The 16,036-nt window shown below is 39.6% G+C and carries 18 protein-coding genes; 8 read left to right on the top strand and 10 right to left on the bottom strand.

All coding sequences use genetic code 11. The features are described 5' to 3' along the window. Positions 1–93: 93 nt before the first annotated feature. From RHO15_06915 to sbcB, 6 genes are all read right to left on the bottom strand, one after another. Positions 94–822 (bottom strand): lysine/arginine/ornithine ABC transporter substrate-binding protein, encoded by a 729-nt coding sequence (locus RHO15_06915; GenBank protein WVD63210.1) that lies wholly within the window; start codon positions 820–822, stop codon positions 94–96. Between the two features lie 11 nt (positions 823–833). Continuing rightward, positions 834–1,562, bottom strand: coding sequence for an arginine ABC transporter ATP-binding protein ArtP (gene artP, locus RHO15_06910; GenBank protein ID WVD63209.1), 729 nt, complete (start codon positions 1,560–1,562; stop codon positions 834–836). A gap of 98 nt (positions 1,563–1,660) precedes the next feature. Then, entirely contained in the window at positions 1,661–2,317 is a 657-nt protein-coding gene (locus tag RHO15_06905; GenBank protein ID WVD63208.1) for an ElyC/SanA/YdcF family protein, read from the bottom strand. Positions 2,318–2,342: 25 nt separating this feature from the next. Beyond that, complete coding sequence (locus tag RHO15_06900; protein ID WVD63207.1) at positions 2,343–3,032, bottom strand: CidB/LrgB family autolysis modulator; 690 nt, start codon at positions 3,030–3,032, stop codon at positions 2,343–2,345. Then, entirely contained in the window at positions 3,032–3,448 is a 417-nt protein-coding gene (locus RHO15_06895; GenBank protein WVD63206.1) for a CidA/LrgA family protein, read from the bottom strand. Before RHO15_06895 ends, RHO15_06900 begins: the two co-directional genes overlap by 1 nt. Before the next feature lie 207 nt (positions 3,449–3,655). Beyond that, the gene (sbcB, locus tag RHO15_06890; protein WVD63205.1) at positions 3,656–5,095 is read right to left on the bottom strand and encodes an exodeoxyribonuclease I; all 1,440 of its coding nucleotides are present in this window, start codon (positions 5,093–5,095) and stop codon (positions 3,656–3,658) included. Between the two features lie 549 nt (positions 5,096–5,644). Between sbcB and RHO15_06885 the strand changes: the two genes are divergently transcribed. Beyond that, complete coding sequence (locus RHO15_06885) at positions 5,645–6,493, top strand: hypothetical protein (protein WVD63204.1); 849 nt, start codon at positions 5,645–5,647, stop codon at positions 6,491–6,493. A gap of 48 nt (positions 6,494–6,541) precedes the next feature. Here RHO15_06885 and ispE read toward each other — a convergent pair whose 3' ends face one another. Further along, positions 6,542–7,396, bottom strand: coding sequence for a 4-(cytidine 5'-diphospho)-2-C-methyl-D-erythritol kinase (gene ispE / locus RHO15_06880; protein WVD63203.1), 855 nt, complete (start codon positions 7,394–7,396; stop codon positions 6,542–6,544). Further along, positions 7,393–8,058, bottom strand: a complete 666-nt coding sequence (lolB, locus tag RHO15_06875; protein ID WVD63202.1) for a lipoprotein insertase outer membrane protein LolB — start codon at positions 8,056–8,058, stop codon at positions 7,393–7,395. The genes ispE and lolB overlap by 4 nt, the downstream gene beginning before the upstream one ends. A gap of 235 nt (positions 8,059–8,293) precedes the next feature. Here lolB and hemA point away from each other — a divergent pair, with 235 nt between their 5' ends. The 4 genes from hemA (at position 8,294) to kdsA (ending at position 12,473) form a co-directional block, all read left to right on the top strand. Then, positions 8,294–9,562 carry a glutamyl-tRNA reductase gene (hemA, locus tag RHO15_06870; GenBank protein ID WVD63201.1) on the top strand — a complete coding sequence of 423 codons (1,269 nt, stop codon included), beginning with the start codon at positions 8,294–8,296 and terminating at the stop codon, positions 9,560–9,562. 67 nt (positions 9,563–9,629) lie between these two features. Next, positions 9,630–10,715: a peptide chain release factor 1 gene (prfA, locus tag RHO15_06865; GenBank protein WVD63200.1), complete on the top strand. Its 1,086-nt coding sequence runs from the start codon at positions 9,630–9,632 to the stop codon at positions 10,713–10,715. Further along, entirely contained in the window at positions 10,712–11,548 is an 837-nt protein-coding gene (prmC, locus tag RHO15_06860; GenBank protein ID WVD63199.1) for a peptide chain release factor N(5)-glutamine methyltransferase, read from the top strand. The genes prfA and prmC overlap by 4 nt, the downstream gene beginning before the upstream one ends. A 73-nt stretch (positions 11,549–11,621) precedes the next feature. Further along, the gene (kdsA, locus tag RHO15_06855; protein WVD63198.1) at positions 11,622–12,473 is read left to right on the top strand and encodes a 3-deoxy-8-phosphooctulonate synthase; all 852 of its coding nucleotides are present in this window, start codon (positions 11,622–11,624) and stop codon (positions 12,471–12,473) included. A gap of 164 nt (positions 12,474–12,637) precedes the next feature. On the opposite strand, the gene rraB is transcribed toward kdsA, so the two are convergent. Continuing rightward, on the bottom strand, positions 12,638–13,027 hold the full coding sequence (gene rraB, locus RHO15_06850; protein WVD63197.1) for a ribonuclease E inhibitor RraB: 390 nt from the start codon (positions 13,025–13,027) through the stop codon (positions 12,638–12,640). A 114-nt stretch (positions 13,028–13,141) separates the two neighbouring features. On the opposite strand from rraB, the gene RHO15_06845 reads away from it, so the two are divergent. From RHO15_06845 to rluB, 3 genes are all read left to right on the top strand, one after another. Next, on the top strand, positions 13,142–13,987 hold the full coding sequence (locus RHO15_06845) for a PHP domain-containing protein (GenBank protein WVD63196.1): 846 nt from the start codon (positions 13,142–13,144) through the stop codon (positions 13,985–13,987). A gap of 25 nt (positions 13,988–14,012) precedes the next feature. Then, positions 14,013–14,633: an L-threonylcarbamoyladenylate synthase gene (locus RHO15_06840; GenBank protein ID WVD63195.1), complete on the top strand. Its 621-nt coding sequence runs from the start codon at positions 14,013–14,015 to the stop codon at positions 14,631–14,633. Positions 14,634–14,696: 63 nt separating this feature from the next. After that, the gene (gene rluB, locus RHO15_06835; GenBank protein WVD63194.1) at positions 14,697–15,551 is read left to right on the top strand and encodes a 23S rRNA pseudouridine(2605) synthase RluB; all 855 of its coding nucleotides are present in this window, start codon (positions 14,697–14,699) and stop codon (positions 15,549–15,551) included. A 69-nt stretch (positions 15,552–15,620) separates the two neighbouring features. Here rluB and RHO15_06830 read toward each other — a convergent pair whose 3' ends face one another. Next, a complete protein-coding gene (locus RHO15_06830) occupies positions 15,621–16,034 on the bottom strand; it encodes an H-NS family nucleoid-associated regulatory protein (GenBank protein WVD63193.1) in 414 nt (137 codons plus the stop codon). Between the last annotated feature and the right edge of the window lie 2 nt (positions 16,035–16,036).

Here is a 16,036-nt window from a genome sequence, read left to right as displayed (position 1 = left end):
CTTCGTATTCTCTTTTAATGATTCTCTAAAAACAGATAAACGCACTTTTTACTGTGCGTTTATATTGAGATGCTTGAAATAGCTGAAGGAGGGTTACTGCGCAAACCACTTATTGTGAATTTGTTGATAACTACCGTCTTTTTTCATTGCCGCTAAGGCTTCGTTAAATTGGGTTAATAGTTCAGTATTACCTTTACGTACCGCAATACCAAAACCTGAGCCAAAGTAATCCGGGTCAACCACTTTATCACCCACGATAGCTAGGTTATCCTCTTTCGCTAACCATTCGTCGCCGACGGCCGAGTCACTAAAGATTGCCGCAATTCGACCACTTTTAAGATCAAGTACAGCATTTTGATAGCTATCATAATTAACCAGTTTAATTTGTGGAAATTTTTCCATCAAAAACTTTTGATGAGTGGTGCCGTTTTGTACGCCAACCGTTTTACCACTTAATTGATTTATGCTACTGAATTTATCTTTTAGCGCGAAAAATTCGGCGGCATTATCATAATAAGGCTGGGTAAAATCAACTTGCTTCGCTCGGTCAGGGGTAATATCAATCCCGGCAATTGCCGCATCAATTCGACGCGTTCTTAAACTTGGAATAAGACTATCATACGCTTGGTTGGTAAATTCACAGGTCAGCTGTTTAATTTCACAAATTTTATGGGCAATATCGATATCAAAACCAATCATCTGATTAGCTTCATTATAATATTCAAATGGCGCATAAGTGGCTTCAGTACCAAAAGTGATGTTTTTTGCCCATACAGAAAAACAGAGACTACTGAGCGTAAGCGTTAATAGAACTTTTTTCATCTTGTTCTCCTTTAATGAGATAAATAGGCTTTAAGTTGCGCTGTTTTCGGTGATGATAAACAACTCGCATCGCCTTGTTCAATAATATGACCATTTTCCATATAAATCACTTTTGAGGCGACTTTTTTAGCAAAGTCGACCTCATGGGTGACAATAATCTGTGTTATACCGCTAACCGAAAGCTCGTTAATGATATCCGCAACTTGCGAGGTGATCTCTGGATCTAAAGCCGCTGTTGGCTCATCAAATAACAGTATTTGCGGTTCCATCATCAGTGCTCTGGCAATTGCGACACGTTGCTGTTGTCCGCCAGATAGATGTAATGGAAAACGATCATCGAAACCACTTAAATGAAGTCGTGCCAGCAAACCCGCTGCCTTTTGTTTGGCAATGGTTTTTTGCATGCCCAGCACCTGACAAGGTGCTTCAATTAAGTTTTCCATCACAGTCAGATGCGGCCATAAATTATAGTTCTGAAATACCATACCGACATTTTTTCTTAAACGACTGATTTTGTCATCAGCAATTGGTTGAGTAAAATCATACGTCGTATTCGCGATAGTCATCTTGCCTGAAGTGGGTTTTTCAAGCAGGTTAAACACTTTTAAGAGTGAACTTTTTCCTGCACCACTAGGGCCAAGCAAAACAATCGTTTCACTGGTATCATAACTGACATTAATATCAAACAGTGCCTGATGTTGACCATAAAAACAGTTAATCTGGTTTAACGCTATATTCATGTATCTTTAATTACCAAAAAATATTTGATTAAATATTATATTTTATTGCATAGTAATGCAATAAGACTTTTAGTGCTATTCTCTATCGTTGCTATTATTTATGGTGATAACACGTTGTTTTCATTTTCTTTGGGGAGCTGAATAATGGGAATAACCGGGCCGAGAAATTTAGGTTCTTTGTGTAACAGATAAAGATCTAAAAAGGTATTAATACGGGCAAATAGCTCTCGTACCCTGACCATCGTCATATTTTCAGGCGAGGGCACGGCAAAGCACTGTGCAGAAATACCTTGGTATTGAGCAATAAAGAGGGCGCGTTCGCAGTGAAATTGTTGGGTTATAATGGTAAACTCTTGCGCATCAAAAACCCGATTAGCCCGAACCACTGAATCTAGGGTACGAAATCCGGCGTAGTCAAGTACGATAGCTGAACTGGGAATACCGGCTTTGAGCAGATCCTTACGCATCGTTATCGGCTCATTGTAACTGAGCAAGGCATTATCACCACTCACCAGCAAATAGCGAATCTTATCTTGACGATAGAGCTCAATCGCGCCTAAGATGCGCTGCTTATAAAATTCATTATAGCCGCCGCCACGAATATATTTAGAGGTGCCGAGTACGACACCGATAGGTCTGGTGGGTAGCGCTGCAATATTGGTGTAGATATAAGGCGAGGTTTTATAGCTGATCCAGCTATCAATGCCCAGCATCAGGCAAATCAGCATGATCAGTAAATAAAAAACTTTTCTCAATATCGCTTTTAATCTCATTATTTATTTAAAACCAGCCATGAATCATCAAGATGATTGGAAAGAGCAGCGGTGCCATCAGTGAAGTAATAATACCACAAAGTACTAAAGCTAACGAACTATAAGCGCCTTCCTGATAATCGACTTCAATGCAGCGAGCTGTGCCGACGGCGTGTGAAATAGTGCCTATCGCCAGTCCACGTGCGGCTGGCATTTTGATTTTAAACAGGTCAAGCAGTTTATGGCCAAATAGCGCACCCGAAAGCCCAACTAACAACACACAAAATGCCGAAATAGAGGGAATTCCATGCTGATCTTTGGCGATAGTCACGGCAATCGGTGTTGTCACTGATTTGGGTAAAATCGTGGCGGCCAGTTCAGGCGTCGCCCCTAACCAAAAGGCGATAAAGACACCCGTTAACATCGCAAACACTGAACCGATAAAAGTAATAAAAATAATTGAACGCCAGCGCTCTTTAATTTGTGGCAATAACTCATATAAAGGATAGGCCAGGGCAACCACTGAACAGGCGAGTAGATGATTAAGAATATTCACATTGGCAACATATTCAGTATAACTTGTTTTGGTCAATAGCATAATTGGAATTAAGACTAACACTGAAATCAGCAGTGGATTACATAAAGGTGACTGAATTTTTAACGCTATTCGTCTGACCGCAAAAAAGATTAACAGGGTTACGGGTAACATCCACCACATTATTTGATCACCTTATTACTGTTACGCCGATGCAAATACTGGGTAAGATAACCTATTAGTAATAGTACAATAATGGTACTTGCCAGACATCCGATCACAATCGGTAAAAAGTTATCAAAGAGTAAGGTGTAGGTATCCATGATGCCCATACCGGCAGGAATAAACAGAACCGTCATATAACGCATAAATAAGTTACAACCCTCTTTTATCCAGTGTGAGGGAATGAGTTGAAAACTCAACAGAAAAAATAGTATCAATAGTCCTAATATACTACCGGGTATCATAATCGGTAGCAGGGTGGAGACAAAGCTACCGGCCCACAAGCACAGAATAATAATTAGTAACGCGCGGGCATAACAAAATAGCGCACGACAATAGGTTGCCCAAGGTATTGGCTGAGATAAAAAAGGCTTCATGATTAACAACAGATCAATCTAACAATAAGATATTATCATACGCCAATTATTTTAGATCTGCTAATCCTCGCATGAATATTTTTTAATTGATAGATATAGACAATGGCGATTAATGTTACGTGACAATGTCACGCTGATAAACGAAATGATCTGTCGCCTGACAAACCGATATCAATATCACCCGTTTTATCGATGATGTGTAACCATTTAAACGGTAGTTAAATAGTAGCAATAATCATAAAGTGATTTTAACAGTGCCAATTTGTCTGGTGACTGTTGATGCTGTTGAGCCAGTAGCTCCAGATTGATCAGATAATCTTGTATGATTTTATCGGTTAATTTGTCACGGCGGTAGTCTAACCATTGGCGGGATTCTTTTTCCGTCAATATATCGGGATAGTTGCGGGCCTTATAACGAAAATAGAGTGTTTTTAAACGGCTATCTTCAAAGGTCGGCGTGAGTGTGGAGAGTAATGCGGGGACTGAGCTCCTGATGGCATCACAAATGGTTTTATCATGCGAGTTTAAGAAACCTTGATAGAGCTGACCATCGACATCGTTTACTGGTACATAATGATCAGATAACGAATAAAGGGCCATCAGTTTTTCTTGAATATGCGCCTGATGCTGCTTTAAACGCTGCAAATTATCCAGACAATGTTTACGATCTATATTTAAGCGCTGAGCATTTTCGGGCAGTAAAGTTTTAGCCGGCGCGATAACTGGACACTTATTCACATGCATAAGTTTGAGCGGGATACGGTTTTGTCCCTCGGAAAGATCTTCCTTTTTGGTATATAACCGCTCTTTTAACGCTTCCGCACTACATTCAATTAGGCTGTCAATATCTCCCATTAAATCACAGACAATCACCGCGTTGGGTTGCAGGGGATGCCAGATAATGGGGGCAATCCAGGTGGTATTACCGCGGTAGGCACCCAACATACCAGAGACATGTACCAGTGGCGCCATCTCCATCACATCGATTAAATCAATGACTTGCTTTTTATTACGTAATGAAAAGAGATACTCAAATAATTTAGGTTGATGTGTTTTAACTAATTTGGCTATCGCGATCGTCGCATAAACATCAGACATTGCATCATGGGCATGGGTATGTTCAATATGATTAGCTTTGGTTAAATGTTCTAAACGAAAACTCGGTAAGCCATCTTCGTTCGTTGGCCATTGAATCCCTTCTGGTCTGAGCGCATAACAGGCTCTGACCACATCCAGAAGATCCCAACGCGAGTTACCATTTTGCCAGCTATAAGCATAAGGATCATAAAAGTTACGATATAAGGTGTGGCGGGTAACTTCATCATCAAAACGAATATTGTTATAACCTAAAATACAGGTATTGGCTTGACTGAACGCTTCATGAATTGACTGGATAAATCGAGCCTCATTAACGCCTTTTTGTAAAGCAATCTGTGGGGTAATACCGGTAATTAACACGGCTTGTGGATCGGGAAGATAATCATTGGCAGGTTTACAATAAATAACCAGAGGATCTTCGATAATATTCAGATCTTTATCTGTTCTGATGCCGGCGAACTGCGATGGTCTGTCATAAGCAGGACTGATGCCAAAGGTTTCATAGTCATGAAAGTAAAAAGTAAACATAGAAGAAGGTTTCGTCGCCATATCGTTAATCTAAATAAGCTCAAAATTCAATAAATGTCAGTATAGCAGCTTGTTATTAGCCAGACTACTGCCAGTTTATTGCACCAATATCCGTGAATTACGGTGTTAACTCGAGCGCTAAGTGATTGATTACATTGTCGCTATTACTTTTTAACCACTTTGTGAGTAATTAATTATCAAGATATTTTGGTGTTTCTATTTTAGAATCCTTAAAATTATGTTATCTTTACGATTAAGTTTCATGATTTTTAATTTCTTAACATTATTTTAATATAAATCAAAAAAACAAATGGGTTTTGGTAATTTATAATGAATTCATGATGTTATAATCTCATGAAATAAATAACTTGATAAAGATTGATTAGTTAGAGCTATCGTTATAATACCATTAAATAGACTACACTTATTTATTTAAAGGCATAATATAGAAACATGATAAAAATAGACATTAAGCTAGTAATAATGATTTTTAAATTAATGTCTGGATAAACTTTTCTAAAGAGAGAATGAGTTGATTGATTGACTGAATTTTCAATTATTGGGGAATGTATGAGAAAAGTTGTATGGTTGATTCTGTTATCAATTGTATTGGTTGGCTGCATGCCTAACCGGCTTTCTCATAATCTTAATAATTTAATCTCTAATCCCGAAACTGAGCGTTGCGAGTATGACAAATTAACCGGGAGTGAATTTGTTCTGGGTCCTTTAAGCCAATATGACCAAAGTCGATATGGCTATTTCCACTTTTATGAAGAAGCGAATTTGGATAGTCCAAGACTCTCCTATGAAGCGAATGTCAATCGTCATGGCCGCTTAACCAGTGATATTATTTTTAATAATAATGCCGCTTTTCGCAAAGCGATTTTAAGCAATTGTCAGGTCGTCTATATCTATGTGAAACGAGATGCACCTTATCAACTCGACCAAATAGAAAAATCGGGTGTCTATTTTATAAGTACTGAGATGAGATTAAGCAATATCAGGGCTAATTTAGAACAGTATATTGATAAAAATATTTATGCTAAAGCGCCAATTGGTTATCTCTATCTTTATGATGATAATGGGCAGAAAGTCGCTATTCTACATGGTGCTGAACTATTGGTTAAAAAAGTGGTGATGGACTTAAATAGTCGCACGGTATACATCATGGTGAAATATGACGAGGATTATCTTCGCTTACCGTACAATGAGGGATATTATCTGGAAAAACCCTCTTATGTTAATTTAAAAACTGATTTATTAGATAAATTCCAGATGCTGACACTATTTAGTAGTTTAGTCAAAAATCAAGTGAGTGGCTCGTTTGATGCGACTAAAAATATCTCTTATCGCGAAATTAGTTCTTTCTATTTCCCAACCAACAGCAATATGTATTTATATACCAAAAACATCGATTAAATCACTTTGATTATTGAGGCAACGTTCACCCAATAAGGTGAACGTTTTTTATCTAATAAGATTAGTATAAACCGGTGAGCGATTGATCCCTTTAGCAACGAAGGCATTGGGTAAATTTAAGGCTGTTTTGGCCGCTAAAGCAGAAGTTTCATCCTGAAATTCAGCAAAAACACAGGCACCAGTGCCGGTCAATCTTGTTGGTGCGAAAGCTGACATCCTTTTAATCACTGAATCGACTTCAGGATAAAGATATCTGACTAGGGGTTCACAATCATTGCTGAAAGCTGAATTTAATAATGTGGTTAAATCCCTTACTGGTGTATCACGTATAAGTGCGGGATGATTAAAAATTTTTGCCGTAGAAATTTCAATACCTGGCTGAACAACTAAAAAATAATTTTCGGGCAGTTCAATCGACTCAAGTTGATCGCCAATACCTTGTGCAAATGCACTATGGCCGTAGATAAAAATCGGTACATCAGCCCCAATCTGACGGCTAATTTCTATTAACTGTTCGGTTGATAACTTGAGCTGCCAAAGCTGGTTTAGTGCGACTAAAACAGTAGCTGCATCTGAAGAGGCACCACCTAAGCCGCCGCCCATCGGTAATGTCTTATCGATACCAATATCCACGCCTAACATCTGATCGCGCGGTATGCCTGATTGCAGCGCAACAGTGCGTAATAATTTTGCAGCAATCATGATTAAATTCGATTCATCCGGCACATTAGAGATAGAATTAACCAGCTTAATCCTATCATCTTGACGTAACTGAAAAGTTAAACTATCGCCATAATCTAAAAACTGAAATAGCGTTTGTAGATTATGGTAGCCATCTGCAGGTCTTTGTCCGGTGATGTAGAGAAATAAATTTAATTTTGCAGGAGCAGGCCAACAAATCATTCCAGCACCCAGTTATTGATTCTAAGTCTAATCACATCATCTTTATGGGTAAGTTGTAACTGAGCTGGCAGCGCAATCGCTTCTTTAGTGTTATAAGACTGAATATTTAATTGCCACATTTCACTATTTTGACTAAATTCAGCCTCTTTTAAGTAACCATCTTGATTAATTTTATCTTGTACAGGATTATTCGATAAACCTAACAGCCAGTTATGGATCGATTTCAGTGGAATATTCATGTTGGTTAACTCAAGCAGTAGGTCTTCGACATCGGTACCTTGATATTTCTCACCATTGCGATCGGTCAACTCGACAAAATTGGGTTTAACCATTAGTTCCATCACGGTGCCGCCAACTGGTGTGGTTAATTTTAATTGATAATGCGTTGACGAGATCTGATTGAAGAAGAAGCGTGCATAATGTTTGGTTTTATTCGAAAAATAGGCCAGACTACCGTTGGCTTTAAAACTGACAATTTTACTGAGTGCTCGTTGATGCTGTTGCCATAAATGTTCTGGCGTTATAATAGGTTGTTGTTTCTCTTCAACTACAGGTGTAATAACCGGTTCTGGTATCTTGCTTGTACAGGCCATCAAACTCACGGTCATCGCCACGCATATCATCGACTTTAATTTTAGCTTCGCTATATTCATCTGTTGCATAATCATCCACATATTAAGAACACTTATTTACTGAGTAATTATACTCGAAAAGCAATAGAATTGATAAGTGAATATAAAAATATGCTATACTAAAAAAATGTGTAGATAACTATCGAACTCAACGAGTTTTAGTTGAGCATCGGTTAAAATACCACGCGGTGACTTTCATTTCATTGGTTTGTCTTGAAATGGATACTTTTATAATAAAAATCTAATGTCTGTGTAAAATAAATTTATGTCGATAGCTATTTTGGGCGTGAATCATAAAACCGCGCCACTCGCATTACGTGAAAAAATGGCCTTTCCACCCGATAAAATGGAAAGTGCCTTATACAGTTTACATCAGCATCCATTAATTACTGGATGTGTGATATTGTCGACATGTAATCGAACCGAGCTCTATTTAAGTCTGGAACAACACTCTGATTTACATCATGTCAAATCCGCTGTTGAAAAATGGTTGTGTCTTTTTCATGATATTCGGTTTGATGACTTTCGTCATTCGCTGTATTGGTACGCTAACGATGAAGCGGTGGTTCACCTGATGCGTGTGGCTTGCGGGATTGATTCGCTGGTGATTGGCGAACCGCAAATTTTGGGGCAGGTAAAACAGGCTTACCATCAGGCATACCAGCAGCAGACGATTTACACGACATTAGATAAGCTTTTTCAACGCGTGTTTCATGTGGCAAAACGAGTCCGTACAGAAACGCAAATTGGTTCAAATACCGCATCGGTGGCTTATGCCGCTTGTTTAGTGACGCGAGAGTTATTCACTCAGTCTGAAGATTTGACAGTTTTGCTGGTGGGTGCCGGCGAGACGATTGAACTGATTTCTCGCTATTTAAAACAGCACCATTTTGGCAAAATATTGGTTGCTAACCGAACCAGAGAAAAAGCGCTTAAATTAGCCATGAATATCAACGCAGAGATCATCGCGTTACCTGATATTGCGAAGCGTTTAAAAGAAGCTGATATCATTATTAGTTCAACCGCTAGCCCATTACCCATTATTGGTAAAGGGTTAGTTGAGAGAAGCCTTGCTGCACGCAACCAGAAAGCGATGTTATTTATTGATCTGGCGGTGCCGCGTGATGTTGAAGCTGAAGTAGCTGATTTGGCGAATGTATCGACTTATACCATTGACGATTTACACGGTATTGTGAATGCGAATTTAGAGCAGCGTTTGATCGCTGCAAATGAGGCTGAGCATATCATTCAGGCTGAAGCCGCTTTATTTATGGATTGGTTACGTTCGCGCTTGGCGGTTGATCTGATTAAAATTTATCGTCAACAAGCGGAAGTGATCAAAAACGACTTAGTCGTTAAAGCGATCAGTGCAATTAAGCATGGTGCTGAGGTTGATCAGGTGATTACGTTATTGACGCATCGTCTTACTAATCGTTTGCTTCATGCGCCAACACAATCATTGCTGACTGCTGCGACCAATGATAATGATTATTTAAAAATTTTGAGTGAGAGTCTTGGACTTAAAGCGCCTTAGTATTTATCATCGTACGCAAATGTTTTTTAAGACCATTCAACAGATTAGAGTTTAGGCAAAATATTACATGAAACCATCTATTATAGTAAAATTAGAAACATTAAAAGAGCGTTATGAAGAGGTTCAAGCGCTGTTATCTGATCCCAGTATTATTTCCGATCAAAATCGTTTTCGTGCGCTTTCAAAAGAGTATGCACAATTAACCGATGTCGTAAAATGTTTTAGTGACTGGAAACAGACTCAAGAAGATATTGAAACTGCGCAGATGATGCTGGCCGACCCTGAGATGAGCGAAATGGCGCAGGAAGAGCTTGAACAAGCTAAATCAGCTGAACTTGAATTAGCCAATAACTTACAGTTGTTGCTCTTACCAAAAGATCCTAATGATGATCGTAACTGTTTTCTGGAAATTAGAGCCGGAACCGGCGGGGATGAGGCGGCCATTTTTGCCGGTGACTTATTTCGTATGTACTCTCGTTATGCGGAAGGTAAACGCTGGCGAGTTGAGGTGATCAGTGCCAGTGATGGTGAACACGGTGGTTATAAAGAGATCATTATATTGGTATCTGGCGAGGGTGCTTATGGCCATTTGAAATTTGAATCTGGTGGACATCGTGTGCAGCGTGTTCCCGATACTGAGTCACAAGGACGTATCCATACTTCCGCGTGTACGATAGCTATACTACCTGAAATTCCGGAAGCTGAATTGCCGGAGATTAATCCTGCTGATTTACGTATCGATACATTCCGCTCTTCGGGCGCGGGTGGTCAGCATGTTAATACAACCGATTCAGCGATTCGAATTACGCATATTCCAACTGGCATTGTGGTTGAGTGTCAGGACGAACGTTCACAACATAAAAACAAAGCGAAAGCCATGTCGGTGCTAGCTGCGCGTATTCAGGATGCGGAGAAACAAAAACGTCAACAACAAGAAGCTTCTGAGCGTCGTAATTTATTAGGTTCAGGCGATCGTTCCGATCGTATTCGTACGTATAACTATCCGCAGGGTCGAGTCACTGATCATCGTATCAATCTGACTATATATCGTCTTGATGAAGTGATGGAAGGTAAATTAGAGATGTTAATTGATCCAATCATTCAAGAGTATCAAGCTGATCAACTTGCCGCTTTATCGGAACAAGATGAATGACCTATTTAGAATGGCTTAAAGCGGCGACGTTATACCTAAAAGGACACGACAGTCCCAAGCGGGATGCTGAAATTATTCTCGGGTTTATTACGCAGAAAACACGAACTTTTTTAATGGCATTTAGTGAAACCGTGTTGACCGATGAAGAAGTCATTCGTTTGAATGCGTGTTTAGAACGCCGTAAAAATGGCGAACCTATCGCTTATATTACCGGGGTAAAAGAGTTCTGGTCTTTACCGTTAGATGTGGGTTTTTCGACCTTAATTCCTCGGCCAGATACTGAAAAACTGGTCGAACTGGCGTTAGATCATTTACCGAAAGAGCCTTGTGAAATTCTCGATTTGGGTACCGGCACGGGGGCTATCGCTATCGCTTTAGCCACTGAGCGGCCAGACTGTTTACTTACCGCCATTGATTATAATGTTGATGCGGTTAAACTGGCTCAATCCAATGCCAGTCGCTTTAGTATTGAAAATATCTATTTTCTACAAGGTGACTGGTTTAAACCAGTTAAAAATAGAACCTTTACCATGATTGTCAGCAATCCGCCTTATATTGATCCAGCCGATCCTCATTTATCCATGGGTGATGTCAGATTTGAGCCGTTAAGTGCCCTGATTGCTGCCGATAATGGTCTTTCAGATATCAAGCAGATTATTCAACAAGCCCCCAAGCATCTTAAACAGTACGGCTGGCTGATTATTGAACATGGCTGGCAACAAGGTGAAGCGGTCAGAACGATTTTTAAACAGCAGGGGTTCCAGCTGGTCAATACTTATACCGATTATAGTGGTAATGATAGGGTGACATTAGGTCGTTGGTTTAAACCCTAGTCAAGATTAATCCATTATCAATCAATATGAATCAATAATACCGAACAACAAATCAACAAAGGCGGTGAGCTTTATGAAACAAAAAGTGGTTAAAATAGGTGATATTCAAGTAGCAAATGACTTACCATTTGTCCTGTTTGCTGGCATTAATGTGCTTGAATCTCGCGACTTAGCGATGCGAGCTTGTGAACAGTATGTCAAAGTAACAGACAAATTAGCCATTCCTTATGTATTTAAAGCCTCTTTTGATAAAGCTAATCGTTCTTCTGTACACTCTTATCGTGGTCCTGGTCTGGAAGAGGGATTAAAGATTTTTCAAGAGTTGAAAAATATCTTTGGGGTCAAAATTATTACGGATGTGCATACCGAAGAGCAGGTTAAACCTGCAGCTGAAGTGGTCGATGTGATTCAGTTGCCAGCCTTTTTAGCCAGACAGACCGATTTAGTGGTCGCAATGGCTAAATCGGGCGCGGTTATCAATGTGAAAAAACCGCAGTTTATCAGTCCAGCTCAAATGGGTAATATTGTTGAAAAATTTAAAGAGGCTGGCAACGATCAGATTATTCTCTGTGAACGTGGTAGCTGCTTTGGTTATGATAATCTGGTTGTGGATATGCTTGGCATCAATGTGATGAAACAGGCAAGCCAAGGTTCACCGGTGATTTTTGATGTGACACACGCTTTACAATGCCGGGATCCGATGGGCGCAGCATCTGGCGGACGTCGTTCACAAGTAGCTGAATTAGCACGCGCCGGTATGGCAGTTGGGATTGCTGGACTGTTTTTAGAATCTCATCCTAATCCAGCTGAAGCCAAATGTGATGGTCCATCGGCTTTACCTTTAGATAAACTTGAACCATTTTTAGTACAAATGAAAGCGATTGATGATCTGATTAAAAGTTTTAGTCACTTAGATACACACTAATATTAGCTTTAATAAAAAAGGTCCCGTTTGAGTTAATAACGAGACCTTTTTTGTATAAAAGCGGCATTCAAGCAGTGATTGAAACTTTTTATGTGACGCTGTCACATATGGCGAATAAAATAACTTGCAGCAGATGCCTCTGTTTAATTCATCACAATCACAGATTAGTGCAGCACCTCATCTTCTTCAAAATCTTCTTCTTCTTCGTCACCTTCAAAGTAGGTTCCCCAACCATCATAAGTTGCCTGGTATTTTTCAGCTAACTCAATAATTTGTGCGATCTGTTGATTAATGAGATCGGCATCAAGTGGAATTTCTGATACAATGTCGCAGGTCAGAATCATATTTTCGTCATCATCGAGAAACTCTTCGGGATCGGTTGCTTCATAGCCCAGTTTAAAAGCATCAATGGCTAATTTCTCTAATGCATCAAAGTCAGTTGATGAGAGGTGATGTTCGATGAGATAAAGTGCATCAGGATCACTACCATCAGCCAGTAATTCTTCGATAACTTCAATGGTCTCTGCTTGCGCTAGCGTAATTTTGTTATTCATAAGGTCCCTAATTATTGATAATGAATATTATGTGTTATATTACACGTTCGTGTGCTAAAACATAAGCACAAATATTGAAATAAATATTATTATGATAAGAGAGTTGTTTTATCGATGCTTCAAAATCCGCAATGTTATGATCTGCACAGCCATACAACCGCCTCAGATGGTTTATTAAGTCCTACGCAACTTGTTCAGCGAGCTGTTGCCAATGGTGTCGATGTTTTAGCCATTACGGATCATGATAGTATTAATGGTATTGAGGAAGCACGAGCCGCGATAAGTCATTTTCAGTTACCTTTAACATTGATTAATGGTGTCGAAATATCGACCAATTGGCGAAACTATGATATCCATATTGTTGGCTTGAATATTGATACCACGCATGATGGATTAACGAATTTTTTAAATAACCAAGCCCAGCTTAGAGTGCAAAGAGCGATTGAAATATCTGATAAGCTGGCTAAGATCGGCATTGCAAATGTTTATGAACATGCTTTGCAATACGCGCAGGGTGATATTGTCTCCAGAGCCCATCTAGCGCGCTATTTAGTGGATATCGGCCTGGTCAAAGATATCGGTAAAGCATTTAAACAGTATTTAGGTAAGGGTAAGAAAGCTTATATCGCACCCGGTTGGCAAAGTATCGAGGCCGCGATTGCGATCATTCATGCTGCTGGCGGTCAAGCGGTTCTGGCACATCCGGCCAGATATGATATGACCAACACGAAATTAAAAAAGCTTCTCACAGAATTTAAATTGGCCGGCGGTGATGCGATTGAAGTTTCGCAAAGTCGGCAGTCAGCTGATGAGTTTTACATGCTGGCTAAATATGCCATAGAGTATGGTTTTTTAGCTTCACGAGGATCTGATTTTCATGCTATTGAAGGTTACTTAGATCTGGGCCGAACCATGCCGTTAAGTGAAAATGTGATGCCGATTTGGCATAACTGGTCATAACGTTTGTTGTAGAGCAGGTATTATAATGAGTCAGATATTTTATATACATCCAGATAATCCACAACCGAGATTACTTGAACAGGTTGTCGGCATTTTAAAACGTGGTGGTGTTATCGCTTTCCCTACCGATTCAGGTTACTCTTTAGGTTGTTTGCTTGACAATAAAAGTGGATTCGAGACCATTTGTCGGATTAGAAACTTAGATAAAAATCATCATTTAACCTTAATGTGCCGGGATTTATCAGAATTATCTCAATATGCACATGTCAGCAATACGACCTTTCGTTTGATAAAAAATAATACACCTGGTTGTTATGTTTTTATTTTAGAAGCCTCCAAAGAGGTGCCTCGCCGTTTAATGAATGAAAAGCGGAAAACGATCGGACTACGTATACCGAATAATAAAATTGACTTGGATTTATTAGCTTCGCTCAATGAACCGTTGATGACGGCTACATTGATTTTGTCGGGCGATGAATTTGCGCAATCAGATCCTGAAGCGATCTTAGATAGTATTGGTCATCAATTAGATGTCATCATTCATGGCGGTTATATTGGACAGCAACCGACATCAGTGATTGATTTAACCGGTGATTATCCCGTGGTCATTCGCCGTGGAAGCGGAGATACCACGCCATTTGACTAAATCATCTTATTGATTGAGTTTAGCGTAAAATAGTTGATACCTGTGAAGGTAACGAGAGGATATATGAATAAAGTAAATACCGAAAAGTTGCAAAAAGTTTTAGCCAATTTAGGTCATGGTTCACGTCGTGAACTCGAGACAGTGATTGAGGCTGGCCGTGTGAGTGTCGATGGTAAGATTGCCAAATTAGGCGATCGCATCGATGTTAATCTTCAGCCGAAGATTCGAATCGATGGTCATGTTATTCAATTAAGAAGCAAAGAAAAAGAGATCTGTCGGGTTCTGGCTTACTATAAACCAGAAGGTGAAATTTGTACGCGCAATGATCCTGAAGGACGTGCCACGGTTTTCGATCGCTTACCAAAATTGAAAAACTCGCGTTGGATCAATATTGGCCGTTTAGATATTAATACCTCTGGCCTACTGCTGTTTACAACAGATGGTGAACTGGCTAATCGTTTAATGCATCCAAGACATGAGATTGAACGTGAATATTCAGTCCGGGTATTTGGTCAAGTCAGTGATGCCCAGCTATTTGAATTACAAAATGGGGTTCAGTTAGAAGATGGCTGGGCCGCTTTCAAATCCATTAAAGCGCAGGGCGGTGAAGGGATTAATCAGTGGTTTAATGTGGTGTTAACCGAAGGTCGTAACCGCGAAGTTCGCCGTATGTGGGAAGCGATAGATGTTCAGGTGAGTCGTCTTATTCGTATCCGCTATGGCAATATTTTGCTACCGAAAAATCTGCCGAGGGGCGGCTGGATAGAACTCGATTTGACTTCAGTCAATTATCTGCTTGGCTTAGTCCAGTTATCTCAAGAAGAGAAGAGTAAAGTTAAAGTGGTTAAGAATCCTAAGCAGCACGCCAGAGCCGTCAAATCAACCGATGTCAAACGTGCCAGTAAGCGCCGTAGTTAGTTATACTTAATGATTATCGTCAAGATCTTAACTGACCAGGAAGATCTTGACGCGATAAAACGGCATATTTTAGATTAAAAAATCATCGAGCGAGCGATGCTGTTGGTCAATCGCGATTTTTATCGGTTTGGGCATTCGACCTTGGCCTGTCCAGGTCTTATGCTGATTATTTTCATCCATATAGCGATATTTAGCTGCTCGTTTGGCGCGGGTTTTTCGCTGTTTTCGAAAAGGCGTCACACCGGCAAATCTTTTGACCAGATCAGTTGGTTCAATCCCATCTGCATTTAACATCGAAATATATTCTTCGACTTTTTTATTATGTTCTATAATGGCTTGTATTGCTTTTCTTTCATCTTCATATCGTTTTTCGAGTAACACTTGCAATTTTTTTGAGAATTCAACAAGGGTATCGGTTGAAATCATTTTTGCTTGTGATCGTAATTGACGAAGATTATATGAGAATATTGATTTATTCACCATGT

Source organism: Orbaceae bacterium lpD01, assembly GCA_036251705.1.
Classification (GTDB): Bacteria; Pseudomonadota; Gammaproteobacteria; order Enterobacterales; family Orbaceae; genus Utexia; species Utexia brackfieldae.
This window is presented reverse-complemented; position numbering and strand designations above follow the sequence as displayed.